The following is a 23750-nucleotide window of genomic DNA, read 5'->3' on the forward strand; positions in this document are numbered from 1 at the left end:
ACTAACTTTCTCCCCCGGGGAAATTTGCTCCCCCCGGGAGGTCAGCAATCTATCAGAACTTGCTCGACATGCCGAAGTTGAAATTCTGCACCTGATCGCCATCAACTTTCTTGATCGGCACTGCATAGTCAAAGCGCAACGGGCCGAACGGAGATGCCCACATGATGCTGGCACCGGCAGATGCACGCCACTCCATGCTATCACCCTCTACGTCAACTTTCGAGTTTTTGATATCGCTACCGAACAGGGTCGCAGCGTCAGCAAAGAGAGCGCCACGGATACCTAAACTTTCAGGGATAACCGGCATCGGAAATTGTGTTTCAACGCTGGCGTTGAAGTAAGTCTTACCACCGAGGAAGCTACCATCATCGTCTTTGGTATTTCCATCTCGGGGGCCTATGCCGGCATATTTGAAGCCGCGGATCATGTCTTGCGTATTCTTGAATGTATCAAATACGCGCAAGCCCTTGTCACCAAAGCCCTCGATGTGACCGGCACCAACGCTGACCAAACCAACTACATCAAGCTCATCCAAAAGAGTCTTGTAGTACTGACCCTTGAATGTAGTTTTCAGGAAGTTCGCATCACCACCGATACCTGCATATTCCTGATTGAACTTGGCGTAGATACCGTCCCGCGGGTTCTTTAGATCATCAATGGAATTGTAAGTGAGCGACCAGCTAACCGAAGACTTGATCCATGGGCTGTCTTCCGCCGCATCAACAAATGCCTGAGAAATCTCTCTAGGGTTAGGAATCTGCGGCCCGCCTGGATTGTCAGGGTCGTCCATCATTGCATCGTCGTCAATCTCATACTTCTCCTGCGAGAGATTGTACGCAACACCAGCTGACAATTCTTCTGTGATTGGCAGACCGAAGCGAATTGTTCCACCGGTAACATCGGTTTCGTACTTGTCTCTCACACCGGATTGACGCTTGAAGATATCAAAGCCGGCCTGAATACGCTGACCGAGGAAATAAGGCTCTGTGAACGAAAGAGAATAGGTACGGTTATTATCGAGACCACCACCGGCACCAATACGGATATACTGACCACGACCAAGGAAGTTGCGCTCCGTAACCGAGCCTTCCACTGTCGGACCGGGGCTTTCACCACCTGTCGTATAGCCACCACCGATAGAGAATTCGCCTGTCGGCTTCTCAATAACATCCACTACCAGAATAACCTGATCGGGCTGCGAGCCGGGCGCCGTCGAAATATTGACAGTCTGGAAAAACTCAAGACGCTCAAGACGACGCTTGGCGCGCTGAACCAGAACCTGATTGAAAGCATCGCCTTCACTCACGTCAAACTCGCGACGGATAACGAAGTCACGGGTCTTTTCGTTGCCACGGATTTCAATGCGTTCGACATAGGCGCGCGGGCCCTGATCAATCGCATAAGTAACCGAAATCGTATGGTTTTCGAAGTTACGATCGCCCCGTGGCTCTACTTTCGCAAAAGCATAGCCCTGACCGGCAACCTTTTCGGAAACCTTGATGATCGAATCTTCAACATCCTTGGCGCTATAAGTGTCGCCTTCGCGTGATTCTACGAGACCATTCAGCTGGCCGGTATCGACGCCTTCAACTGAACTTTCGATCTGAACACCACCAAACGTATACTTCTCACCCTCTTCGACAGTGATGTTGATTGTATAATCATTGGTTGACTCATCGAGATCGGCCGTCGAGGAAACAACACGGAAATCTGCATAACCACGATTGTAATAGAAACGACGCAAAGCTTCTTCGTCCGCACGCAAACGATCTTCGCTGTAAACGTCATTGCGGGTCAACCATGACAACGGATTGGACTTCTTGGTAGAAATCACGTCACGCAGGCGGCGATTGCCGAAAGCCTGGTTTCCGACGAAATTGATTGCGGCAATCTTCGTGCGGTCACCTTCATTGATTTCGAAGACAACGTTTACGCGACCTTCGCCCAAATCCATCAAACGCGAGTTTACGGTTGCGTCGCTGCGGCCAACATTGCGGTAGGCTGCGCGGACAGCTTCAGTATCTGCATCAAGCGTTGCCTGATCGAAGGCTGCGCGCGGCTTCAATTGAACGGCATTCTGCAGCGCAGGATCTTTGATCTTCTTGTTACCCTGGAAGATAACCTGATTTACGACCTGATTTTCGTTGACCGTGACGACAAGCGCACCGCCCGATTGGCTGATACGCACATCGCTGAACAAGCCCGTAGCAAAAAGGCGCTTGGTTGCAGCATCGATATCAGCATTGGAGAATGACTTGCCGGGCGTAATGCCGACATTGTCACGCACTGTCTGTGCATCAACGCGTGTATTGCCACGCACTTCAATGCGGCTGACAGTGGCTGCATGCGCTGTAGTCACGCCTGCGACCGTTGTTACGATCGCACCCGAACTGACGAGTGCCGCTGAAATGGCGAGCGCCGACGCTGCACCAACAAATTTTGAACTTGCCGCCATAGGCCTTATGAACCTTCGTTTCTCGTTGTACCCGGGCGAGATCCCGGACTAAGCATTACTCGTACACCGTCATAGCCGGTTTTTATATACACGCAAGGCTTACGGTTAAAAACTGTTTACTTCCCACATAACAGTGGCATCCATGCCACGCCATTCGGCACGTATAGTAAACAGATCATGTCGATTTGCCATAAAGCGCCTCAAATTTTCACTAATGTTTAATTTTCTGATCAGCATGCGAAAAGATCGTTGAAGATAACGAATCCCATGAATCCTAGCACTAAAAGGAACCCTGCACGGAAAAACAACTCCTGTACTGCAGGTTTTACAGGCCTCCCAATGACGGCTTCGGCAGCATAAAAGACCAGATGCCCTCCATCAAGCGGCGGCAGCGGAAAGAGATTGAGCAGCCCGATACCGATGGACAGCATGGCAGTGAGTTGAATCAGCCAATCAATTCCCTGACTGGCTGCCTGACCGGCCATCGTTGCGATTTTCACAGGTCCGCCCAATTGGCATTTGTCTTCCCTGCCCGCGAAAAACCGGCTGAAGAATTGTCCCGTGCGGGCAATGATAAACCCGCTTTCGCGAACTGCCTGGCCGACTGATTCGATTGGGCCATATTCAATACGGCGAACGTTTCCAGCTTGCAGATTGGTTACAACGCCGATCACGGCGACCTTTACCTTATTGCCAAGCGCATCTTCCTGCTCGGAAAGTTCAGGCGTCGCCGTCAGATGCACCTCTTTACCGGCTCTCTCGACAACAAAATCGAGGGCATCTCCGCCTCTTGCCGAGACATGGCGCTGTACGTCCGCAAACGTAACCACCTTGTCACCATCGACACTGACGAAACGATCACCGGGCTGAAAACCTGCAATAGCTGCCGGACCGCCGGGGCGCACCTCAGCAACCATCGGATCGGATACCATCTTTCCGTAGAGCGCAAAGAAGACCGAAAAAATAGCGATGGTCAGCAAAATATTGAATGCCGGACCCGCGAAGACTGTAGCCGCCCGCTTCCATACCGGTTGCGTATGGAACGCTACCGCACGCTCGGCATCTGTCATTTTCGTTACGTCGGCGGCTGTGGAGCTGGAAACGTCTTCATCGCCGGCAAATTTTACATAGCCGCCGAGTGGAATGGCAGAAAGCTTCCAGCGCGTTCCCTTTGAATCATTGAATCCGATTAATTCGGGCCCGAAGCCAATCGAAAAAGCTTTTACACCGATGCCGCACCAACGCCCCACCAGATAGTGGCCCATCTCGTGGACAAAAACCACGACAGTCAAAACAATGAGAAACGGCAGGATCGTTCCTACTAGCACGCTTTGAGTACCAAAAACCGTGTGCAACAAATCTGTCAAAGTGTCCTCCGGGCCCGCAACTCAATGAATAAGCCAAAAGGCCCCGGAAGCTCAGCCGTCTAGAAAAGTATGTCGTATGGCGTTTCCGGCGTTACCAGAATTGCTCCGATGACGTATAGCAATGCAGCGGCAGCGACAAGCCCATCAACACGGTCCATCACGCCACCGTGACCGGGAATCAGCGTGCCAGAATCTTTCGCGCCAAACTTCCGCTTCATCCAGGATTCGCCAAGATCTCCAAACTGCGCGATGATTGAAATCAGCAGCGCGATAAAAGGCAAAGCCATACCACCGCCGGGAGTAATGAATGAAGCGCATGCCACCCCGGCTGCAACGCCAGCCGCAGTACCGCCAATTGCGCCAGACCATGTCTTGTTAGGCGAGAACCGTGGTGCAAGCTTCGGCCCGCCTAGTGCCCTGCCATTGAAATAGGCGAAAATATCGGTCGCCCACACCACTGCAAACAAAAACAGGATTGCTGCAAAACCGTCCCCGGTGTCGCCGCGCAACAATGTAAGCGAGATCGCGGGAAAACCCGCGTAGATCAGCCCTGCTGCGGGCCAGTATCCAGACTGTCGCCCGCCCAGCGCGGCAATAACCGCAGCCCCGGCAAATAAAATGCAGAACATCGCCAAAACATGCTGCGTAAACAAAAGCACCAGCAACGTGGCGATCAAGACCACCCACGACAGCCCGGCTGTCAAATTGTTCATGCGATCTTTGGACATGGACTGCCATTCGAACAGCACGCTCAGCCCTATTGCGCTGGCAAGCAGGCCGAAGCCGAATCCCCCTGTCCACGTCAGAACAACGGCAATAGCTATCAGAACAATTGCACTCAGTATGCGTTTTTGCAGATTGGACAGCCCATTGCCGGAAAGAATCACAGAGCGATTTCCTGTGCCGTAACTCCACCGAAACGGCGTTCTCGCGATTGAAAGGTTTCTACCGCTTCTGCGAGATGTGATGGACGGAAATCCGGCCAATAACATGGCAAGAACATGAATTCTGAATAAGCCGCCTGCCAGAGGAGGAAATTCGAAAGCCGCATCTCGCCGCTGGTGCGGATAATCATGTCCGGGTCCGGCATATCTGCCGTGTCGAGTCTCGCGGATATCGCTTCCGCTGTAATCGCATCGCTTGCGATTATGCCCGCTGCAACATCGTCAACCAGTTGCTTCACAGCACGGGTAATTTCATTGCGCGAGCCGTAGTTGAAAGCGATCACAAGGGTCAGCCCCTGGTTCTTTTCAGTAAGTATCTCAGCTTCGCTTAAAAGCCCGAGGATATCTTTTGCAAGCCCCTCACGCTCTCCAATAATGCGAACGCGAACATTTTCCCGGTGCAGATCCGCAAGATCACGGCGAATAAATAACTTCAAAAGCCCCATGAGATCGGAAACCTCAGAACGGGGCCGAGACCAGTTCTCCGAGGAAAAGGCAAAAAGCGTCAGAAAGGGAATACCCATCTTCCCGGCAGCGCGAATTGTCCCGCGGAGAGACTCTACGCCAGCCTTGTGTCCAGCAGCACGCGGCAGGCCCCTGGCCTTCGCCCAACGGCCATTTCCATCCATGATGATGGCAATGTGGCGCGGGTTGGACATGGGTTGGACCTCCGATGGATATTAGAACTGACTATAGTTCTAAACCTGCATAATTTCCGCTTCTTTAACAGCCACAACCTTATCCATTTCGGCGATTGTGTCATCCGTCAGCTTTTGGACCTTTTCGGATAGGACGCGGTTATCGTCCTGGCTGATATCGCCATCCTTTTCAAGCTTCTTCAATTCGTCCATGCCGTCGCGACGAACATGACGCGCAGCCACCTTGGCTTGCTCGACATACTGATGGGCAATCTTGACGAGTTCCTTGCGGCGCTGCTCATTAAGCTCCGGCAAAGGTATGCGAAGATTGTTTCCATCGGTAATAGGATTGAGGCCCAGCCCGGATTCGCGAATTGCGCGTTCAACTTTGCCAACCATTGACTTGTCCCAGACAGATACGGACAACATGCGCGATTCAGGCACAGTGATATTCGCAACCTGATTGAGGGGCATTTGCGAGCCATAAGCCTCGACAGTAATCGGCTCGAGCAGACTTGCAGAAGCTCGCCCGGTACGAAGACCGCCAAGATCGTGCTTCAGTGCCTGCACGGCGCCATCCATGCGGCGCTTCAAATCGTTCAAATCGAGTGCATCACTCATACTCAATGCTCCTATATTCTTGGGCGATCAGGCAAATTAGCTGTCGGATACGACTGTTGCACGTCCTTTACCCTGCAGCACTTCTGCAAAACCACCTTTTTCGTGAATTGAATAGACGATAATCGGGATGTTGTTCTCACGCGCAAGCGCAACGGCCGTCGTGTCCATCACGGCAAGGCCACGATCAAGTACGTCTTTATGGGTCAAATGGTCAAATCGCACGGCATTCGGGTCTTTTTTTGGATCAGCCGAGTAAATGCCATCCACCTGCGTGCCCTTGAACAAGGCATCAGCGCTGATTTCCGCAGCGCGAAGCGCAGCTGCTGAATCGGTGGTGAAAAACGGGTTGCCTGTGCCGCCAGCGAAAATCACCACCTTGCCCATATCCATATAGGCTGTGGCCAATCGCTGCGAGAATGTCTCACAGAATTCCGGCATGGCGACAGCCGAAAGCACCACGGTATCAATGCCGAGTTTCACAAGGGAAGTGCGAAGGGCGAGCGAATTGATGACTGTTGCGAGCATGCCCATGTGGTCACCGGTAACACGGTCACCACCTTTGGAGGCCACAGCGACACCGCGGAAAATATTTCCGCCGCCGATGACCACGCCAACTTCAACCCCAAGAGCCCTCGCCTCGGCAATATCGCTGGCAATACGGTCGGCAACCGCAACATCAATGCCAAAACCCTGATCGCCCATCAGAGCTTCACCGGAGGCCTTCAGCAGAACGCGTTTGTAGACAGCCGTACCAGCCATGGAGTTTCCCTCAGGGTCTTTTCTAATTGAATGTAAATTCCGGATACACGAAGGGCATCGCGTTGTCACGCGATGCCCCCATGTTTAAGTCACTGAATATTACTTCTTAACAGCTGCTGCAACTTCTGCTGCAAAGTCTGTTTCTTCCTTTTCAATGCCTTCACCCAGAGCAAAGCGGGCGAATGCCGTAATCTTTGCCGGTGCGCCGATTGCCTTTTCCGCATCCTTGAGAGCGGCTTCGACAGTCAGGTCAGGGTTGATGACGAATGCCTGCGAAAGAAGAACAACTTCTTCATAGAACTTGCGCAGACGGCCTTCGACCATCTTCTCGATGATGTTGTCTGGCTTGCCAGACTGGCGAGCAGACTCGGTAAATACAGCCTTTTCACGCTCAACAGCTGCCGGATCAACTTCCGAAGCAGTCAATGCAAGCGGGTTGGTCGCAGCAACGTGCATCGCAACCTGGCGGCCGAATGCATTTGCTGCATCGGCATTGCCTGCGGTTTCGATAGCAACGAGAACGCCAAGCTTACCAAGACCATCCGAAACACCGTTGTGGATGTATGTCGCGACGACGCCTTCGTTGACGCTCAACGCAGCCGAGCGGCGGAACGAAAGGTTTTCACCGATGGTGCCGACAGCATCCTTGATCGTGTCCACAACCGACTTGCCGGTTGAAGGATAGGTTGCTGCAGCAACAGCAGCGGTCGAACCGTCTGTTGTCAGTGCAACATTCGCAACGTTGCGAACGATGTCCTGGAACGCGTCGTTGCGGGCAACGAAATCGGTCTCGGAATTGACTTCAACAACAACCGACTTCTTGCCGTTGGTTGCAACGCCTACCAGACCTTCGGCAGCCGTGCGGCCAGCCTTCTTGTCAGCCTTGGAAATACCTTTCGCACGCAGCCAGTCGACAGCGGCTTCCATATCACCATTGGTTTCGGTCAGGGCTGTCTTGCAATCCATCATGCCAGCGCCGCTGATTTCGCGGAGTTCTTTTACTTGTGCTGCGGTAATGCTCATTCTAATCGCCTCTTCTCAAAGCAATCCCCAAGGAAAACACGGATCGGCTTTCCGTTCGAAACTGCGTGAAAACAAAAAGATAAAGTGGCTTCACGATCTATCGATGCCAAACCACTTTAAAAACGAAGGCATACTGGTGAACCAGCATGCCAACTTTGCGGCGCATCATGCGCCAGTCGAATCGTTTTTAACCACCCGATAAGACGGGTGTATGAAGCCTCAAGCGGAGGCTTCACCTTCCTGTGCAGGAGCTTCTTCAGTCGAAGCTTCGAGAGCTGGCTCAACAGGAGCTTCTTCCTGTGCGCCAACGTCAACGCCGAGCGAACCCTGCTGGCGAAGAATGCCGTCGAGAGCTGCCTTGGCAACCAGATCGCAATAAAGCGAGATAGCGCGGGAAGCATCATCATTGCCGGGGATCGGGAAATCGATCTGGTCCGGATCACAGTTGGAGTCGATCACTGCAACAACTGGAATACCGAGACGCTTGGCTTCCTGAATTGCAATCGCTTCCTTGTTGGTATCGATGATGAAGATCAGGTCAGGAACCGAACCCATGTTCTTGATACCGCCCAGAGCGCGGTTGAGCTTCTCGCGTTCGCGGTCAAGGTTCAGACGCTCCTTCTTGGTGAAGCCCTGTGCTTCGCCGGAAAGAAGTTCGTCAAGCTTGCGCAGACGCTGAATGGAATTCGAAATCGTCTTCCAGTTTGTCATCATGCCGCCGAGCCAGCGGGCATTAACGTAATACTGGGCAGAACGGGTTGCAGCATCGGCAATGATGTCCGAAGCCTGACGCTTGGTGCCAACGAACAGAACGCGGCCGCCACGGGCAACGGTGTCCGAAACCTTCTTCAGAGCTGTGTTGAGCAGCGGATAGGTCTGGGCAAGGTCGAGAATGTGAATGTTGTTGCGGGAACCATAAATGTATGGTGCCATTTTCGGGTTCCAGCGATGTGTCTGGTGGCCGAAGTGAACGCCAGCTTCCAAGAGCTGACGCATGCTGAAATCAGGCAATGCCATCTTGTATTTTCCTTTTCCGGTTGAACCTCCACGGGAAGAGGCGGGAAACCCGCCACCGGAGGCCATATCGGATTTCTCCCGATATCAACCCAAATCCCGTGTGTGGAATGAAGCGGCTGTTAATGGATAATCGCGGCAAACGCAAGGGCGTCGCGCATAAAAGACTTCAGCCCTGCTCTACTTCTTGCACTTCGGCGCATCGAACAGCTCCAGATTTACCAGCTTGCCGGTCATGGAGAAATCGCCGTAATCCATTTTAAGGTCGCGTGTTACGCCATTGCGATACATCTTGAAGTTGATGCGGTAGCTCGGCAATCCTTCTGCCTTTTCCTTCTCGTCGAAATAGGCGATCGAAACCGGCCACGTCGCGTCTTTGGCCAACGGGCCCATGTGCTTTATTTCGTCGTCTGGCTCGGCCACGCCCGATTTGCCGATGACAACCGTGGTCGCCATGATCTTGTTGGCGTCTTCCGAGCCATCAAAAAGCTTGGTCTGGTAGAAAACCTCGCCGGCAAGCGCCTTTTCGATCAATTCCTGCATGTGGCGCGTCGGGAATTGCGAAAGATCAAGGTCTTCCTTGGATGCGACCGGCTTGGTCAGCGAGATTTCCGTCTTGTCCTTCAGCAGCGATGCATCACCGCGCACTTCCTTTGTCAGGCTCTGGTCAACGAATGTCTTGTTGACGAAGCGGAACTTCTCGCCGTTCGCTGTCTCGAATGTCGTTGTCTGCTGATCCGTCACCCTTTGCGGCTGCTCTTCCATGTCGACTCTAGTCACAAATCGGAAATTGGTTGTATAGCCTTCGCAGTCGGAACCATTGAATTCATAGACCATGCGGCCTGTCAGCCCTGTTATGCCGCTGGAGTCCTGCGCGTTGTCCAATTTCAGGTCATAGATCGCGCGATGAGGAACCAGCGTTGCAGTTCCGGCGGCAAATGTCATGCTGGAGCCACTCAGAGCCATGACGCCGAGACTGCAAACAAGGACGGGTAAAACGCGCATAGACAAGATTCTCCACTATTTGAACGTGCATATTAAAAAAACTCTTGGCGGAAGCGAGGCAAAAATCGCAACTTCCATCACAATCAATTGCGATTCCGAAACACAAGGATAACAAATCATGAGCAATCCCATCGAATCCCGCCTCGGCGAACTCGGCATCACCCTTCCCGTTGCTGCAGCCCCTGCCGCAAATTACGTGCCCTTTATGCAGACGGGAAACCTTTTGCTGACATCAGGTCAATTGCCATTGGTCGGCGGCAAGCTCGTCCACACCGGTTTAGTCGGTTCGGATCTGGATGTAGAGCAGGGTCAGGCTTGCGCGCAGGCATGCGCGGTGAACATTCTGGCTCAGGCAAAGGCCGCGCTTGGCGATCTTGAAAGGATTGTCCGGATTGTGAAAATTACCGTGTTTGTTGCCTCGACGCCAACGTTCACGGAACAGCACCTCGTAGCTAACGGTGCTTCTGATCTGCTTGTTGCAGCCCTCGGCGATGCGGGTCGTCATGCACGCTCTGCTGTCGGAACCGCCGCCTTGCCCCTTAATGCCCCGGTTGAAATCGAAGCCATTATTGAGGTTCGCTGATTATGCCATCGATTGACTGGTTGAAGAATACGCCGATAGCCCATCGCGGCTTGCACGATCTCAACAACAAGCGTTGGGAAAATACTCTTTCCGCCTTTGATGCAGCGGCAAGTGCGGGCTATGCCATTGAATGCGATGTCCACCTGTCAGCCGATGGCAAAGCTGTTGTCTTTCACGATGGCACATTGGATCGCGTTACCGGCCAAAAGGGCAATATTGACGAACTCACCGCGCAGCAGGCTGGTGAAATACGCGTTGGCGGCACGAAAGACCGCATTCCCACTTTGGCCGACGCGCTCAAACTAATTGATGGGCGCGTACCTATTATCATCGAACTTAAAGGTATCGCGGGACGTGACGACGGTTTGGTCAAGGCCGTAGCCAATGATCTTGCCGGCTATGATGGTCAGGCCGCCATCATGTCTTTCGATCATCATCTTATCCGGCTGTTCAGCAAGGACGCGCCCGGCATTCCGGCGGGTCTGACCGCTGACGGCCTGCGCGATGAGGATATGGAAGCCCATTTCTCGATGCTGGCGTATGAAATCGATTTCGTCTCCTACAGTGTTCATCATCTGGAGAATCGTTTTCTGGAGTTTGTTCGCTCGCACCTCGACCTGCCGGTAATCTCTTGGACTGTGCGTAGCGCTGAAGATAAGGCGAAAAGCGATGCTCTCGCCGACCAGATCACTTTCGAAGGATTTGACCCGCGCATAGCATAAGATTGCCTTGCCTCTTGTATCGGCAAATCAATCACCTAGCTTAGTGTTTGAACCGGATGCATAGCCTCCGGTTCACCTTCGCTTATGGAAAGCCAATCTCGCCGATGCAAAATCTCGAACAAGGCAATTTTACCTTGCGTGTCTGCGAAGGCATTGGCGGTTTCACGCCCGTGGAATGGTCGCAACTGGCTGGAACGTCCCGCGACCAGCCATACTACAACCCGTTTATCTCCCACGCCTTTTTGTCAGCACTTGAAGACTCTGGTTGCGTTGCAACGAAGGCTGGCTGGCTACCTCAATACCTTCGGCTGGAGGATGAATGCGGCACACTCATCGGTGCCGTTCCCTGTTATTTGAAAAGTCATAGCCAAGGCGAATACGTGTTCGATCATGGTTGGGCCGACGCATTTGAGCGCGCTGGCGGACGCTACTATCCAAAGTTGCAAGCCAGTATCCCCTTCACCCCGGCAACCGGACCGCGCCTTCTGGTCAATGGTGATTGGGATGGCGATACAGTGCGCGCAGCACTAGCCAACGGCCTGCAGCAACTAGCCACGCAGCTAAAAGTCTCATCGGCACACTCCACTTTTGTCAACGAAGACGACCTTGCATCGTTTAACGAGGCGGGGTTCCTGCATCGCGTCGATCAGCAATTCCATTTCATCAATGATGAATATGCGGACTATGACGAGTTCCTCGACACACTGGCTTCACGCAAACGCAAAGCCCTGAAGAAAGAGCGGCGGGAGGCTGTGGCCAATGGCATTACCATTGAGCGCTTGACCGGCAGCCAGCTAACCCCTGAAGTTTGGGATGATTTCTATACTTTCTACATGGATACCGGCAGTCGCAAATGGGGTCGCCCCTACCTCAATCGCAAGTTCTACGAGCTGATCGGTGAACGTATGCCTGACGACATCATGCTCGTCATGGCTCGCCGCGACGGCCACTATATTGCTGGCGCGATCAATTTCATCGGATCTGACAGACTTTATGGCCGTAACTGGGGGTGTATTGAAGACCACCGCTTTCTGCATTTCGAAGTCTGTTACCATCAGGCCATCGATTTTGCGCTTGAGCGTAAATTGCGTGTTGTTGAAGCTGGCGCGCAAGGGGAGCACAAGCTGGCACGCGGCTACCTTCCGGTCATTACCAACTCGGTGCATTACATCGCCCATGAAGGATTGCGGCGTGCGGTCAATGATTTTCTGAGACATGAACGCGCTGACGTCGCCTTGATAAGCGAAGCGCTGAACGAGCATGCCCCGTTCAAGAAATCCGACCAATAAACTATCAAGCCATTTTAAATGCGCTTGACCCATCAGCAGAGCATGTTCAAACATCAGCCATGATTTTGTAAGGACACGCACAGCATGAGCCAGCAATACGATAGCAACAATATATTCGCGCGTATTCTCCGTGGAGAAATTCCGTCTCATAAGATTTACGAAGACGACAGCACCTATGCGCTGATGGATGTGATGCCGCAGGGAAAAGGCCATTGCCTCGTGCTGACCAAATCGCAAAGCCGCAACCTTCTTGATGTCGGTGCAAACGATCTTTCCGCAGCCATCGCCACCACGCAGAAAATTGCTCAAGCTGTGGTCAAAGCCTTCGATGCAGACGGTGTAAGCATTGCGCAGTTCAATGAAGCTCCCGCCGGGCAGACGGTTTTTCACCTGCACTTTCATATAATCCCGCGTTTTGAGGGAGTTGCGCTCAAGCCGCATAACAACACGATGGAAGATAATGCCGTGCTTGCGGCCGATGCGGAAAAGATCAGGACTGCTTTAGGAAGCCTATAAAAGCAGACCTGCGATCAGGATCGCTTCACCGACAACAACGCCGATAATGACGCGCCTGCCGAGATAGAGGTAGGCGAGAAATCCGGCGAGTGCAGCACCCACTCTTAAATATATGGATGATTCCACCAAGGCACCACTTGGATAGAGGATCAACTGCGCGATAACGCCAGCGACCAGTGAGGTAGCCACGGCACGCACAATGACCAGTGCTTCGGAGTCTTCACTGACGCGTCCACCAATGAATACGCCGATAAACCTCCAGATGTAGGTGGGAAATGCCCCGCCCAGCAGAATGAAGACGTAAGGCCACCACCAGTCAGAAAGACTTTGCCAGGTCATGTCGGCCTCCGCATACGCGCAAGCCGCACATAGGCCATCGTCACCAAGCCCCCGGCAAAACCAGTCAGAAGCAGATCGTAAGCCGGGGCAATATAGTGGATCACAGGAAAGAGCAGCAGTCCCGAAACCATGGCCACGTGAACGGAACGATCATGTGCCGAGCCCCAGAGTGATGCGAGAAAATACATGGGTGTCAGGAAAAACAGGGCAGCAAAGACAAGCGGTGGAAAGCTTGCCGACAACCAGTAGACCACAGCTACAACGAGCGTATTAACCGTCGTGAGCGTGATTCCCAGACCCGCAAAGAATGTCAGGCGCATGTCGCGTGGCACATGCTTCAGTTTTTCCATGCCAACCACCCACGCGGTGATCGCTATGAAATGTGCAAGCGGAATCAGCGCCCGCTTTCTGGTTCTCGGTCCTCGTACTTCCGGTATGAAGGCAGCAACCATTGGCATGAGCCTTATGGAAGACAAACCAACCGCGATTGCCGTCGCAACAATCGAATACCCGCCGGAAATCGCGCCTATCAACACGATATTAGCGGGAAGCGCCCAAATCGAAGCCACCATGAATGTTGCTTGCAGCATGGTAACGCCGTTCTCGCTGGCAAACCCCGCAAACCCGACATGAGCGGTCATGAGAATAAGCGCTGGAATACTTCCGATCAGAGAAGCACCGGCCAGAAACCAGCCGAGCGGCGTACGCTCAGGCATCTGTGTTTCTTCGGTGGGGATTCCGGAATCAGCCATGCCTCAAGCGTTAAACGCTAGTTTTGTAGTCGGCAAGAAAAAGGCCACCCGGAGGTGGCCTTTTTACTATTTCTTGCGCGGTACCTTAGGCACGGAGGCCTTGGGCGTTGCCGCCGTGGGGCGGTCATCGCTGATGACATCTGCCGAAGCCTTCTCCAGCACCGGCTTTTTCGGCGCTGGCTTCTTTCGTGCCAACGGCTTTTTGTCGACCGGTATTTCCTTCTTCGGCTTAACCACAACCTCGTCAGCTATGTAGTCAAGCACGAGACCACGGGAACCATCAGGCTTCTCACCGACTGTAACCTTGACGGTGCCGCCCTTCCTGAGTTTCCCGAACAGAACCTCATCAGCCAATGGCTTCTTGATGTATTCCTGAATGACACGGCCAAGCGGACGTGCACCCATGCGATCATCATAGCCTTTGTCAGCCAGCCAGGCGATTGCTTCCTGCTGCAGATCGAATGTTACGCCGCGATCGGCAAGCTGTGCCTCAAGCTGGATAACAAACTTCTGCACCACCTGATGAATAACTGGAACAGGCAACGGACCGAACGGCACGATAGCGTCGAGACGATTGCGGAATTCCGGCGTGAACAGGCGGTTGATCGCTTCCAGATCGTCGCCTTCGCGACGCGAGGAGCCGAAGCCGATAGCTGCCTTGGCTGCATCCGAAGCACCCGCATTCGTCGTCATGATGAGGATGACGTTGCGGAAATCAATCTGCTTACCGTTGTGATCCGTCAGTTTGCCGTGATCCATAACCTGCAACAGTATGTTGAACAGGTCCGGATGCGCCTTCTCGATTTCGTCCAACAGCAATACGCAATGCGGATGCTGATCGACTCCATCGGTCAAAAGACCACCCTGATCGAACCCTACATAACCGGGAGGTGCACCGAGCAGACGCGAAACCGTGTGACGCTCCATATATTCCGACATATCGAAACGCAGGAGTTCGACACCCAAAGATGCAGCCAATTGCTTGGCAACCTCGGTCTTGCCGACGCCGGTGGGGCCGGAGAACAGGTAAGAGCCGATTGGCTTTTCAGGTTCACGCAGTCCGGCACGCGCCAGCTTGATCGATGAAGACAGTGCTTCGATAGCCAAATCCTGACCATAGACGACGCGCTTCAACTCAGCTTCGAGGTTAGAAAGAACGGCTTCATCATCCTTCGAAACGGTCTTCGGAGGAATCCGGGCCATCGTTGCGATAGTCGCCTCGATTTCCTTGACGCCGATTGACTTCTTGCGCTTGGCCTCCGGCAGCAGCATCTGGCTCGCACCAGTCTCGTCGATCACGTCAATTGCCTTGTCCGGCAGTTTGCGGTCGTTGATATAGCGTGCCGAAAGTTCCACAGCCGATTTGATTGCCTCCACAGTGTATTTCACCTTGTGGAAGTCTTCGAAATATGGCCGCAAGCCCTTCATGATCTCGATAGCATCAGGGATGGAAGGCTCGTTGACATCGATTTTCTGGAAACGGCGAACAAGGGCCCTGTCCTTCTCGAAGAACTGGCGGAACTCCTTGTAAGTCGTTGAACCAATGCAACGAATTGCTCCTGACGATAGCGCAGGCTTCAGAAGGTTGGACGCATCCATTGCGCCGCCCGATGTCGCACCGGCCCCGATGATCGTGTGGATTTCATCGATGAACAGGACAGCACCCGGAAACTCTTCGAGTTCCTTGATGACCTGTTTCAAACGCTCTTCGAAATCACCGCGATAGCGTGTTCCAGCCAATAGTGTTCCCATATCGAGGGAGAACACTGTTGCGTCCTGAAGCACGCTCGGCACTTTCTTTTCGACGATACGCTTTGCCAGTCCCTCGGCAATGGCCGTCTTGCCAACGCCTGGATCGCCAACATAAAGCGGATTGTTCTTCGAACGGCGGCAAAGAATCTGGATGGTGCGGTTGATCTCCTGATCACGACCGATCAGCGGATCAATTTTACCGGCTTTGGCGCGGTCATTCAGATTGATGCAGTACGCCGTCAACGCATCCTGCTTTTTCTTCGTCCCTTCATCGGACTCCGAAGAATGCGATTCTTCATTGTTGCTTTCAGCGCCGAGCGGAGTACGCGGCTCAGACATGCCCGGACGCTTGGATATCCCGTGGGAAATGTAGTTGACCGCATCGTAACGGGTCATCTGTTGTTCCTGCAGGAAGAAAGCCGCATGGCTTTCACGTTCGGCAAAGATAGCAACAAGCACGTTCGCGCCGGTCACTTCTTCGCGGTTTGAAGACTGCACATGGATAACAGCGCGCTGAATCACGCGCTGAAACGCAGCAGTAGGTTTTGAATCTTCGTCATAGCCCGTAACCAGATTATCAAGCTCATGATCGACATAATCGTTCACCGTGCGGGTAAGTTGCACCAGATCGACATTGCATGCGCGCATGACGCTGCTTGCGTCCTGATCGTCGATCAGCGCAAGAAGCAGATGCTCCAGCGTAGCGTATTCGTGATGATGCTCATTGGCGATGGTTAGCGCCTGATGCAGGGCCCGCTCAAGACTAGGTGAGAAAGATGGCATGAAACCTCACTTTTTCTCCATCACGCATTGCAGCGGATGTTGGTTTTGCCGCGCATAGTCCATGACTTGGGTCATCTTGGACTCCGCGACCTCATAGGTAAAGACACCGCATTCACCAACTCCATGATTATGCACATGAAGCATGATCCTGGTGGCATCTTCTTTGTTCTTCTGGAAAAAACGCTCCAGAACATGAATGACGAATTCCATGGGAGTGTAATCGTCATTGAGAATCAACACACGGTAGAGACTTGGTTTTTTCAGCTTTGGTTTGGTACGGGTAATGACAGCCGTGCCCCGACCGGGGCCGTTGCCATTGCCTTTGTCCTCATCCTGCATCGTGGGTGAAAACGTATTCATCTTTTTTGCTGCCTGCATCCTGGTCGCCATGTGTCGCTCTGTACATTCTATGTAGGTCGCGATGAACGAATTTTAAGCCCTATCCTGAAGCTTGCAATATCAAGTTACACTTGCAAAGGCGATTTGCCGCTTCAAAGATAAAAAAAGCCTGCTTGCAGTGCAAGCAGGCCCGAAATCAACCTTATGAGAGCACACTCATTTGCGCACTTTCACCAACATGGACTCATATGGCTTGAAAGCGTCCTTGGCGAGATCGGCGTAAAGCTCGCCAAACTTTGCGGCCTGCGCCACAAATGTTTCGTATGCATTTTTCGAGAAAGCACTGTGAGTCTGGAACGCTTGCTGGGGTGACTTGATTGATGCGAGCTTCTGAATGAGCGCCGAACCATCTTCGAGTGACTGCTTCGAATAGTCCGCAGCTTCACCGGCTATCGCCTGCAAACCTTCATTCACCGCCGAAAGGCTTGCCATACTGCTGCCAAGAAATTCTTTGCTTTTTTCGTTCAGTGCGCCGAGCGAAGTGACCATAATTCAGACCTTTTCAAATGAACTTTTGTTGTTGTTGAAGAGGTAGTGTGCACTGCACAAAAAGTCAAATTCAAGGAAGCGTTGGATTTTAACCTTAAATATTAATCAAAATCGACGGAAAAGCGTGAACCTTCCGGTTACCATAAAGAGTTTGGTAACGCTGATACGGCTAAAGTCTGCTCATCCGTTCTGACTGCATTTGATCGTCAGTAAATTTCGACGCATATACCGAGCAGGTGTTGATTGTGCTTTACCCGGCCCGCCAGAGTTCCAGACTAGTTATGAAAATGGCTTATGCCCTGCTTGCAGTAGCAATTGTATCCGGGCTGAGTTTGGGGAGTGCCACACAGGCAGCGGCTCAAAGCAAGGCGGCTGCAATCGTCGTTGACGCCAATACGGGTAAAACTCTTTATTCATCCAATGCAGATGCCAAGCGTTATCCGGCCTCGCTGACCAAGATGATGACGCTCTATATGCTTTTTGATGCCATGGCCGCAGGCAAGGTTTCAAAATCGACACCAATTCCGGTTTCAGCCTATGCGGCTTCCCAACCGCCCACAAAAATCGGTTTTCAGAAGGGTCAGACCATCAGCGCGGAAGCTGCGATTCTCTCGCTCATCACGAAATCGGCCAACGACTCAGCGACTGCCATCGGCGAATATCTCGGCGGTTCGGAACAGCGTTTCGCAGTCATGATGACCAACAAGGCCCGCCAGCTCGGCATGCGTAACACGCAGTTCCGCAATGCAAATGGTTTGCCGGACGGGCAGCAACATTCGACAGCACGCGACCTTGCAGTTCTTGGTATCGCGCTTCGTGAGCATTTCCCGCAATATTACAGTTATTTCTCCACCCGCAGCTTCAGCTATCGGGGTCGCCGTATCGTTGGCCACAATCGCCTCCTTGGAAAGGTCGAAGGCGTAGATGGTATCAAGACCGGCTATACCCGCATGTCGGGCTTCAACCTTGTTTCGTCAGTCAATACCGACGGCAAGAAACTTGTTGCGGTTGTCATGGGCGGAACAAGCGGTGGTTCACGCGATGCCCAGATGGCAAAGCTGATCGCTCAGTATCTTCCGGCAGCTTCGCGCCGCGATGGTGGCAATCTGCTGGCATCCCGCAAGAACAGCCAAATTAATGTTGCAGCACTGGCACTTCCTGAAAATGATGTTCCGGTTCCAGTACGCCGTCAGGTAGCAGCAGCCGAGCCGGAGCTTGAGCCGGAAGAAGTCGTCACTGCCTATGCAGCACCTGCCCCTGTAAATTCACCGGCAGCGCATATTCTGCGCGTCCCTGCCCCAACACCTAAAGTGGAAGTTGGCGAAGGCGATGTTTCCGAGGTTGATCCCGTGACAACCGCTTCGGCCTCACCCGGTGGATGGATGGTGCAGATTGGTTCAACCGGCAGCCCACAGGAAGCCAAGGCCCTGCTTTCCAAGGCGATTACTCAGGTTGGCGCGCCTGTATCGAGCCTGTCGCCCTATACGGAAAAGTTCCAGAAGGGTTCAATTACTTATCATCGTGCACGTTTCGCCGGCATCACCTCTGCGAAAGCCGCGAACAGCGCTTGCGCCGCCCTGAAACGGCAAAGTTTCAACTGCTTTGCAATTGCACCGCAATTGTAAGGTTCATTGATTGAAGAAGCCCCGATTGTTCAGCGTAAAGGGTTCAGGCAATGTCGAGTATTACGGAAACAGATAGTTCATTCGGATTTGCGGCAAAGCCGGCCAAGTCTCGTCTGGCTGGTATAGGTGCACTACAGCAGGCGGCCTTGCGCCTGGCTGATATCCGTCGCGGAAGTTCGGCCTTCAAAACCATGGACCTTGTAAACGTTTTGCTGTGCCAAGCGGCAAGAACCCGCCGCGCTGCACTGCCGCCGGTTTCGTTGCGCATTCGCTCCGAACGCCGCAATGGCGTAACCGCTGTGCGCCTGCGTCTTTCCTGAGGATTTACAACAGTCCTAACGAGGCGAGTTCGTTTCGCAATTCCGGTGGCAATTTGGCTCGACTGTGTTTGCCCTGCCCCTCATCCGGAGGTGCATCCTCGCTGGTAAGATAACGCCAGCCTTGAAACGCACGCCGAGGCTGCCATTCTGTCACGATGATGCGTGGCTCCAGCACAAGATTGCAGCGCGAAATACCCTCATCATCGGTAAATGTGCGAAGATCAGTCAAACGCTGGCGGCACTGGATATTACCCTTGATCACCCAATAGAGCGATCCTCCGTCAAGAAGCTCTTCTGCGCGCTTGGGCACCATGCGGGTCGTATGAAACTGCTCTGCAGGCAAGCCTGCACGCCTGCGTTCATCAAGACGAAAATCGATCCACGCTGCAAGATCTTCGATTGCAGTGCAGCCGACACAGAGTTTTACGAGATTGAGAGCCATAAGCTAGCATTTACGCTTTAAGGTTGCGTGGTCAACCTTGTGCAGCGGTTTCTCCACAGTAGCAATTCAACACTCAACGACATTGACAGCCAATCCGCCAAGGCTGGTTTCCTTGTAGCGTTCATTCATATCCACGCCTGTCTGGCGCATCGTCTCAATACAGGCATCCAGCGGCACGAAATGCGTTCCGTCACCTTTGACGGCAAGCGAAGCGGCAGTAACAGCTTTAACCGCACCCAGAGCATTACGCTCGATGCACGGCACCTGCACCAGACCAGCCACAGGATCGCAGGTCATGCCAAGATGGTGTTCCAGCGCGATTTCTGCAGCATTCTCAATCTGCTCGGGTGTTCCACCAAGCACTGCCGCAAGTCCAGCTGCGGCCATGGCTGAAGCAGAGCCTACTTCGCCCTGACAACCAACCTCGGCACCCGAAATTGACGCATTGGTCTTCACAATGCCGCCGATGGCTGCTGAGGTCAGCAGAAAGTCGCGAATGCCATCCTGATCGGCATCTTCATGAAAGTGCAGATAATAGCGCAGCACCGCCGGAACGACGCCCGCAGCGCCATTTGTCGGCGCCGTCACAACGCGGCCGCCCGCAGCATTCTCCTCATTCACTGCCATCGCATAGACCGAAAGCCAGTCGTTGGCGAGCAAGGGATTGATACGATTCTGTCGCCACTCTTCCTGAAGACGGTCATGCAAATAGCGGGCACGGCGTTTGACCTTGAGCCCCCCCGGCATGATGCCCTCCTGCTCAAGACCACGATCAATACATGAACGCATGGCCGACCAGATTCGATCGAGACCCGCATTCAAATCAACGCGGCTCATGAACATTTCTTCGTTGCGACGTTTCATTTCGGCGATGGAAAGGCCACTCTCCTTGGCCATGCTCATCATCTGTGCTGCGTTCTTAAACGGAAATGGCACAGAATGAGTTTCCGCCTTGGGCGCAGTGCGGGTCTTCGCCGATTCCAGCTCTTCCTCGGTTACAACAAAACCACCGCCGATTGAGTAAAAGATGCGCCGCAGCAATAACCGGTCGTCGACATCATAAGCTTCAAAAGCCATGCCGTTGGCATGTCCCGGCAGCGCTGTGCGACGATCCATGATGAGATCAACCGCAGGATCGAAACGATAGGTAGGATGACCTTCCGGCGATAGTGTCTTGGTCTGCTTAACTTTATCCAGCAGAGAGTCCATCTCGTTGGGATCGACAGTTGCTGGCAAAAGCCCGCATAATCCAAGGATTACAGCGCGATCCGTGGCATGCCCAATGCCGGTAAAAGCCAGTGAGCCATGCAGATGAACGCGCAGCTTATAGACTTTCACGCCAGTTGGCCGTGGCCATTGACCATTCTTCAACTCGTTGAGAAATTGTCCACCGGCGGTCATCGGTCCCATTGTGTGAGAACTCGAAGGACCAATGCCGATTTTATACAGATCGAAAACCGACAGGAACATCTAGAGCCCTTTCCGACCATATTGGCCGTATTCTGTTTCTCGACTGGCGAGACAATCCACGCGGAAGGCGGCGAGGCCGATGTGGTTCATCAGACGAAGCCGCCTGACAAAATGGGTGTCCGCCAGCGGAAACCCGAAGGGACGGGTCCTGTTGCGCCAATTCCAGCGCAAAGCCACTCGCCCGCACGCAGAGTGCGGGTCTTCCTGTCTTTGCTTGATCTTGTCACAACATGCCTCCGTCAGAATTGGTCAATATGGTCAGAAAGGGCTCAAGCAACCTCAAAAGGTGAAATCCGGAGTATTCGATAATGGCTGTTTGGCCGTGAAAGGCGCAGCCAGCCACCGACTTTGCCTTGCATTTATACGACATAGGGTGTGCAAGACGAAAGTCCAAGAGATAAGTGCATTCGAATGCCGCCAATTATTGACAGTAACATCAAGTGCCCGAATAAAGGATACCGTTACTACAGAGTGGCAAAAAGGTAAGTACCCCGAATATGTCCTATTGGCTCGACGTTCTTGCTCTCGTATATTTTTTCGCTGTCTGGGCGCTCTATTCCCGTATCACCGCCCATGGTTTTTCCGGCAGGAAATCACTGACATCTGAAATGAACCTTGCACGAACGCAATGGATGGCCACGATGGCCACGCGCGAGTTGCGCATGATTGACACCAGCATCATGATCGGGTTGCAGCAGGGCACAGGTTTTTTTGCCTCGACTTCGATACTGGCAATAGGCGGCTGCTTCGGTCTGCTAAACTCCTCGGGGCGTGTACTAACCCTGTTTCACGATCTGCCCTTCATCAGCGATACGACTGAGCAGTTGTTCGAAACAAAAATACTTGGCCTGCTGATTCTGTTTGCCTATGCCTTCTTTAAATTCGCCTGGTCCTACCGATTGTTCAACTACTGCTCAATCCTGATCGGCAGTGTGCCTATGGCCCGAGACAGGGCACCCGATGATCCTCAGGTTGTCGCGGGCATAAACCGCGCTGCGGGAATCAATATTCAGGCCGGACAGCATTTCAACAGCGGCCTTCGCGGCATATTCTTTTCCATTGGGTATCTGGGCTGGTTTCTTCATCCGGTGCTTTTCATGATCACGACAACGCTCGTTGCCTTTGTCCTCTTGCGCAGGCAGTTCTTCTCAAAAGCTCGCGACGTGCTTATCCGCAACGCGGATATCAGCGGCTCATAGGCGGCGTGGCAGATATCGCCAAACGAACACGGCTGTGAACAGCATCAATCCTGCCAAAGCGATAAATATCGATCCAAAACTGAAGAATGTCAGGATGATGGAGTAAAAAAACGCAGGCAGTATCTCGGAAAAATCGAGATAGGTTCGATATACGGCCGTCATCTGGGCCCGCTCGTGCGGGTGAACGGCACGAATGAATGTTGTCGATGCCAGAGTATCCAGCGCTACGCAGAAAAATGAACCGGAAAGCAGCATGAGCGCCGCAACCATCGGGAAGCTCTCTCCGGCAATACCCGCACCGACAAGGGCAACAGCCAACAGGAGGAAAACGCCGGATATTGTTCGCGTCAACCCTTGCTTCATGCCGACTTTCCCCCAGATAATCGACCCCAGCAGGAACAGGTTGCCCAGCGACACGAGCATGCCACCAGCCAGCGAACCCTGCCCGGTAGCCACCATCAGGATCGGTCCGTATACGAAGAACGTGCTCCAATAGCAGGAGCGGGAAAAAGCAATGAGCCATGCCAGCCTTAGTCTTGGCTGCACAACGAAACGGCGCACATTTGCAATTGGATTGGCGGGACGGCTTGGTCCCTTTTGCAAGGCGGGATTGTCGCTCAATCGGAAATACCAAAACAGCGTCAAAAGCAGTAGTGAAAAGCCGATTGATACCAGAAACGGGGCAATCATCCCGATACGCGTATAGAGAAATACGCCAAGGAATGGCCCGGCAGTCCAAGCCAGCGTTGCCGTTGCCATGCGCACGGATTCGGCCCTGACAAGTTCGCCCTTCTTGATATGATCCATTATATAGAGGCTGAGCGTTATGGAGAGTGTTCCGGCCCCGAAAGTCCTTAGGAACAGCCCTATTGCCTGCCCCGATATCGTGTCGAGGGCAAAGGCAACACAGCCCAACATCAAGGATACCGAACCTGCCGTATATACCCAGCGTCTTGGAATACGCACGATCAATAGCGGAATCGACAATGTAGAAATAAGTCCCAGCAAGGACATGCAGGTATAGAGGATACTGACGCTGCGTTCGCTTTGCAGCAGATCATAGGTCTGGATAGGCACAACGCTGGTAATGATCGCCCGGGCCATGGACTCGATACCGAATAGTATAGCGAATACCCGCGCGGTAGGACGCTTGGCCGTGTTAATCCAGATAGGGTGGCGAACCTGATTTATCACAATGAGACTTTGGAGCTTGATTCGTACGTCGCAGGAAGCATCGGACGAGA

At 53.1% G+C, this 23750-nt stretch carries 24 protein-coding genes; 7 read left to right on the top strand and 17 right to left on the bottom strand.

Features of this window, described 5'->3' with window-relative positions; all coding sequences use genetic code 11:
- Positions 1-52 precede the first annotated feature (52 nt).
- The 9 genes from bamA to ABKW30_RS18160 all read right to left on the bottom strand — a co-directional run bounded on the left by bamA (position 53) and on the right by ABKW30_RS18160 (position 9787).
- Entirely contained in the window at positions 53-2455 is a 2403-nt protein-coding gene (bamA, locus tag ABKW30_RS18120; RefSeq protein WP_348600303.1) for an outer membrane protein assembly factor BamA, read from the bottom strand.
- Positions 2456-2685: 230 nt separating this feature from the next.
- On the bottom strand, positions 2686-3822 hold the full coding sequence (gene rseP / locus ABKW30_RS18125; RefSeq protein ID WP_348600304.1) for an RIP metalloprotease RseP: 1137 nt from the start codon (positions 3820-3822) through the stop codon (positions 2686-2688).
- Between the two features lie 59 nt (positions 3823-3881).
- Positions 3882-4688 carry a phosphatidate cytidylyltransferase gene (locus ABKW30_RS18130; RefSeq protein WP_348600437.1) on the bottom strand — a complete coding sequence of 269 codons (807 nt, stop codon included), beginning with the start codon at positions 4686-4688 and terminating at the stop codon, positions 3882-3884.
- A gap of 17 nt (positions 4689-4705) precedes the next feature.
- Entirely contained in the window at positions 4706-5425 is a 720-nt protein-coding gene (locus tag ABKW30_RS18135) for an isoprenyl transferase (protein WP_348600305.1), read from the bottom strand.
- A 39-nt stretch (positions 5426-5464) separates the two neighbouring features.
- A complete protein-coding gene (frr, locus tag ABKW30_RS18140) occupies positions 5465-6025 on the bottom strand; it encodes a ribosome recycling factor (protein ID WP_348600306.1) in 561 nt (186 codons plus the stop codon).
- Between the two features lie 36 nt (positions 6026-6061).
- Positions 6062-6784, bottom strand: a complete 723-nt coding sequence (gene pyrH / locus ABKW30_RS18145) for a UMP kinase (protein ID WP_348600307.1) — start codon at positions 6782-6784, stop codon at positions 6062-6064.
- A 99-nt stretch (positions 6785-6883) separates the two neighbouring features.
- A complete protein-coding gene (gene tsf / locus ABKW30_RS18150; RefSeq protein WP_348600308.1) occupies positions 6884-7807 on the bottom strand; it encodes a translation elongation factor Ts in 924 nt (307 codons plus the stop codon).
- A gap of 219 nt (positions 7808-8026) precedes the next feature.
- Positions 8027-8824, bottom strand: a complete 798-nt coding sequence (gene rpsB, locus ABKW30_RS18155; RefSeq protein ID WP_348600309.1) for a 30S ribosomal protein S2 — start codon at positions 8822-8824, stop codon at positions 8027-8029.
- A 177-nt stretch (positions 8825-9001) separates the two neighbouring features.
- Entirely contained in the window at positions 9002-9787 is a 786-nt protein-coding gene (locus tag ABKW30_RS18160) for a cell envelope integrity EipB family protein (RefSeq protein ID WP_348600438.1), read from the bottom strand.
- 157 nt (positions 9788-9944) lie between these two features.
- Between ABKW30_RS18160 and ABKW30_RS18165 the strand changes: the two genes are divergently transcribed.
- From ABKW30_RS18165 to ABKW30_RS18180, 4 genes are all read left to right on the top strand, one after another.
- Positions 9945-10409 carry a RidA family protein gene (locus ABKW30_RS18165; protein ID WP_348600310.1) on the top strand — a complete coding sequence of 155 codons (465 nt, stop codon included), beginning with the start codon at positions 9945-9947 and terminating at the stop codon, positions 10407-10409.
- A 2-nt stretch (positions 10410-10411) separates the two neighbouring features.
- Positions 10412-11131, top strand: coding sequence for a glycerophosphodiester phosphodiesterase (locus ABKW30_RS18170; RefSeq protein ID WP_348600311.1), 720 nt, complete (start codon positions 10412-10414; stop codon positions 11129-11131).
- 104 nt (positions 11132-11235) lie between these two features.
- Positions 11236-12420 (top strand): GNAT family N-acetyltransferase, encoded by a 1185-nt coding sequence (locus ABKW30_RS18175; protein WP_348600312.1) that lies wholly within the window; start codon positions 11236-11238, stop codon positions 12418-12420.
- Positions 12421-12504: 84 nt separating this feature from the next.
- Positions 12505-12936, top strand: coding sequence for an HIT family protein (locus tag ABKW30_RS18180; RefSeq protein ID WP_348600313.1), 432 nt, complete (start codon positions 12505-12507; stop codon positions 12934-12936).
- On the opposite strand, the gene ABKW30_RS18185 is transcribed toward ABKW30_RS18180, so the two are convergent.
- The 5 genes from ABKW30_RS18185 to ABKW30_RS18205 all read right to left on the bottom strand — a co-directional run bounded on the left by ABKW30_RS18185 (position 12931) and on the right by ABKW30_RS18205 (position 17450).
- Entirely contained in the window at positions 12931-13275 is a 345-nt protein-coding gene (locus ABKW30_RS18185) for an AzlD domain-containing protein (RefSeq protein WP_348600314.1), read from the bottom strand. The two genes, ABKW30_RS18180 and ABKW30_RS18185, sit on opposite strands and share 6 nt — an antisense overlap.
- The gene (locus ABKW30_RS18190) at positions 13272-13991 is read right to left on the bottom strand and encodes an AzlC family ABC transporter permease (RefSeq protein WP_348600315.1); all 720 of its coding nucleotides are present in this window, start codon (positions 13989-13991) and stop codon (positions 13272-13274) included. Before ABKW30_RS18190 ends, ABKW30_RS18185 begins: the two co-directional genes overlap by 4 nt.
- 102 nt (positions 13992-14093) lie before the next feature.
- Positions 14094-16562, bottom strand: a complete 2469-nt coding sequence (gene clpA / locus ABKW30_RS18195) for an ATP-dependent Clp protease ATP-binding subunit ClpA (protein ID WP_348600316.1) — start codon at positions 16560-16562, stop codon at positions 14094-14096.
- 6 nt (positions 16563-16568) lie between these two features.
- The gene (clpS, locus tag ABKW30_RS18200) at positions 16569-16901 is read right to left on the bottom strand and encodes an ATP-dependent Clp protease adapter ClpS (RefSeq protein WP_162130135.1); all 333 of its coding nucleotides are present in this window, start codon (positions 16899-16901) and stop codon (positions 16569-16571) included.
- A gap of 216 nt (positions 16902-17117) precedes the next feature.
- Positions 17118-17450 carry a phasin family protein gene (locus ABKW30_RS18205; protein ID WP_348600317.1) on the bottom strand — a complete coding sequence of 111 codons (333 nt, stop codon included), beginning with the start codon at positions 17448-17450 and terminating at the stop codon, positions 17118-17120.
- 281 nt (positions 17451-17731) lie between these two features.
- On the opposite strand from ABKW30_RS18205, the gene ABKW30_RS18210 reads away from it, so the two are divergent.
- Together ABKW30_RS18210 and ABKW30_RS18215 are read left to right on the top strand one after the other, a co-directional pair.
- Complete coding sequence (locus tag ABKW30_RS18210) at positions 17732-19075, top strand: D-alanyl-D-alanine carboxypeptidase family protein (RefSeq protein WP_348600318.1); 1344 nt, start codon at positions 17732-17734, stop codon at positions 19073-19075.
- 50 nt (positions 19076-19125) lie between these two features.
- Positions 19126-19395 (top strand): hypothetical protein, encoded by a 270-nt coding sequence (locus tag ABKW30_RS18215; RefSeq protein ID WP_348600319.1) that lies wholly within the window; start codon positions 19126-19128, stop codon positions 19393-19395.
- Between the two features lie 4 nt (positions 19396-19399).
- Here ABKW30_RS18215 and ABKW30_RS18220 read toward each other — a convergent pair whose 3' ends face one another.
- Positions 19400-19837, bottom strand: coding sequence for a DUF1489 family protein (locus ABKW30_RS18220; RefSeq protein ID WP_348600320.1), 438 nt, complete (start codon positions 19835-19837; stop codon positions 19400-19402).
- Positions 19838-19903: 66 nt separating this feature from the next.
- The gene (locus ABKW30_RS18225) at positions 19904-21307 is read right to left on the bottom strand and encodes an L-serine ammonia-lyase (RefSeq protein ID WP_348600321.1); all 1404 of its coding nucleotides are present in this window, start codon (positions 21305-21307) and stop codon (positions 19904-19906) included.
- A 497-nt stretch (positions 21308-21804) separates the two neighbouring features.
- Here ABKW30_RS18225 and ABKW30_RS18230 point away from each other — a divergent pair, with 497 nt between their 5' ends.
- Complete coding sequence (locus tag ABKW30_RS18230; protein ID WP_348600322.1) at positions 21805-22506, top strand: DUF599 family protein; 702 nt, start codon at positions 21805-21807, stop codon at positions 22504-22506.
- On the opposite strand, the gene ABKW30_RS18235 is transcribed toward ABKW30_RS18230, so the two are convergent.
- A complete protein-coding gene (locus ABKW30_RS18235; protein ID WP_348600323.1) occupies positions 22501-23700 on the bottom strand; it encodes an MFS transporter in 1200 nt (399 codons plus the stop codon). The genes ABKW30_RS18230 and ABKW30_RS18235 overlap by 6 nt on opposite strands.
- Positions 23701-23750 lie beyond the last annotated feature (50 nt).

The sequence above is a fragment of the Phyllobacterium sp. SB3 genome (genome assembly GCF_040009165.1).
Classification (GTDB): Bacteria; Pseudomonadota; Alphaproteobacteria; order Rhizobiales; family Rhizobiaceae; genus Phyllobacterium.

Coding starts and splice junctions, on each gene's coding strand:
- ABKW30_RS18135 (WP_348600305.1), bottom strand. CDS start 5,425: ATGTCCAACCCGCGCCACATTGCCATCATCATGGATGGAAATGGCCGT.
- pyrH (WP_348600307.1), bottom strand. CDS start 6,784: ATGGCTGGTACGGCTGTCTACAAACGCGTTCTGCTGAAGGCCTCCGGT.
- ABKW30_RS18190 (WP_348600315.1), bottom strand. CDS start 13,991: ATGCCTGAGCGTACGCCGCTCGGCTGGTTTCTGGCCGGTGCTTCTCTG.
- ABKW30_RS18160 (WP_348600438.1), bottom strand. CDS start 9,787: ATGGCTCTGAGTGGCTCCAGCATGACATTTGCCGCCGGAACTGCAACG.
- ABKW30_RS18225 (WP_348600321.1), bottom strand. CDS start 21,307: ATGTTCCTGTCGGTTTTCGATCTGTATAAAATCGGCATTGGTCCTTCG.
- ABKW30_RS18215 (WP_348600319.1), top strand. CDS start 19,126: ATGTCGAGTATTACGGAAACAGATAGTTCATTCGGATTTGCGGCAAAG.
- ABKW30_RS18175 (WP_348600312.1), top strand. CDS start 11,236: ATGCAAAATCTCGAACAAGGCAATTTTACCTTGCGTGTCTGCGAAGGC.
- ABKW30_RS18170 (WP_348600311.1), top strand. CDS start 10,412: ATGCCATCGATTGACTGGTTGAAGAATACGCCGATAGCCCATCGCGGC.
- ABKW30_RS18180 (WP_348600313.1), top strand. CDS start 12,505: ATGAGCCAGCAATACGATAGCAACAATATATTCGCGCGTATTCTCCGT.
- ABKW30_RS18165 (WP_348600310.1), top strand. CDS start 9,945: ATGAGCAATCCCATCGAATCCCGCCTCGGCGAACTCGGCATCACCCTT.
- ABKW30_RS18210 (WP_348600318.1), top strand. CDS start 17,732: ATGAAAATGGCTTATGCCCTGCTTGCAGTAGCAATTGTATCCGGGCTG.
- frr (WP_348600306.1), bottom strand. CDS start 6,025: ATGAGTGATGCACTCGATTTGAACGATTTGAAGCGCCGCATGGATGGC.
- ABKW30_RS18205 (WP_348600317.1), bottom strand. CDS start 17,450: ATGGTCACTTCGCTCGGCGCACTGAACGAAAAAAGCAAAGAATTTCTT.
- clpA (WP_348600316.1), bottom strand. CDS start 16,562: ATGCCATCTTTCTCACCTAGTCTTGAGCGGGCCCTGCATCAGGCGCTA.
- bamA (WP_348600303.1), bottom strand. CDS start 2,455: ATGGCGGCAAGTTCAAAATTTGTTGGTGCAGCGTCGGCGCTCGCCATT.
- rpsB (WP_348600309.1), bottom strand. CDS start 8,824: ATGGCATTGCCTGATTTCAGCATGCGTCAGCTCTTGGAAGCTGGCGTT.
- ABKW30_RS18185 (WP_348600314.1), bottom strand. CDS start 13,275: ATGACCTGGCAAAGTCTTTCTGACTGGTGGTGGCCTTACGTCTTCATT.
- clpS (WP_162130135.1), bottom strand. CDS start 16,901: ATGCAGGATGAGGACAAAGGCAATGGCAACGGCCCCGGTCGGGGCACG.
- ABKW30_RS18220 (WP_348600320.1), bottom strand. CDS start 19,837: ATGGCTCTCAATCTCGTAAAACTCTGTGTCGGCTGCACTGCAATCGAA.
- ABKW30_RS18230 (WP_348600322.1), top strand. CDS start 21,805: ATGTCCTATTGGCTCGACGTTCTTGCTCTCGTATATTTTTTCGCTGTC.
- tsf (WP_348600308.1), bottom strand. CDS start 7,807: ATGAGCATTACCGCAGCACAAGTAAAAGAACTCCGCGAAATCAGCGGC.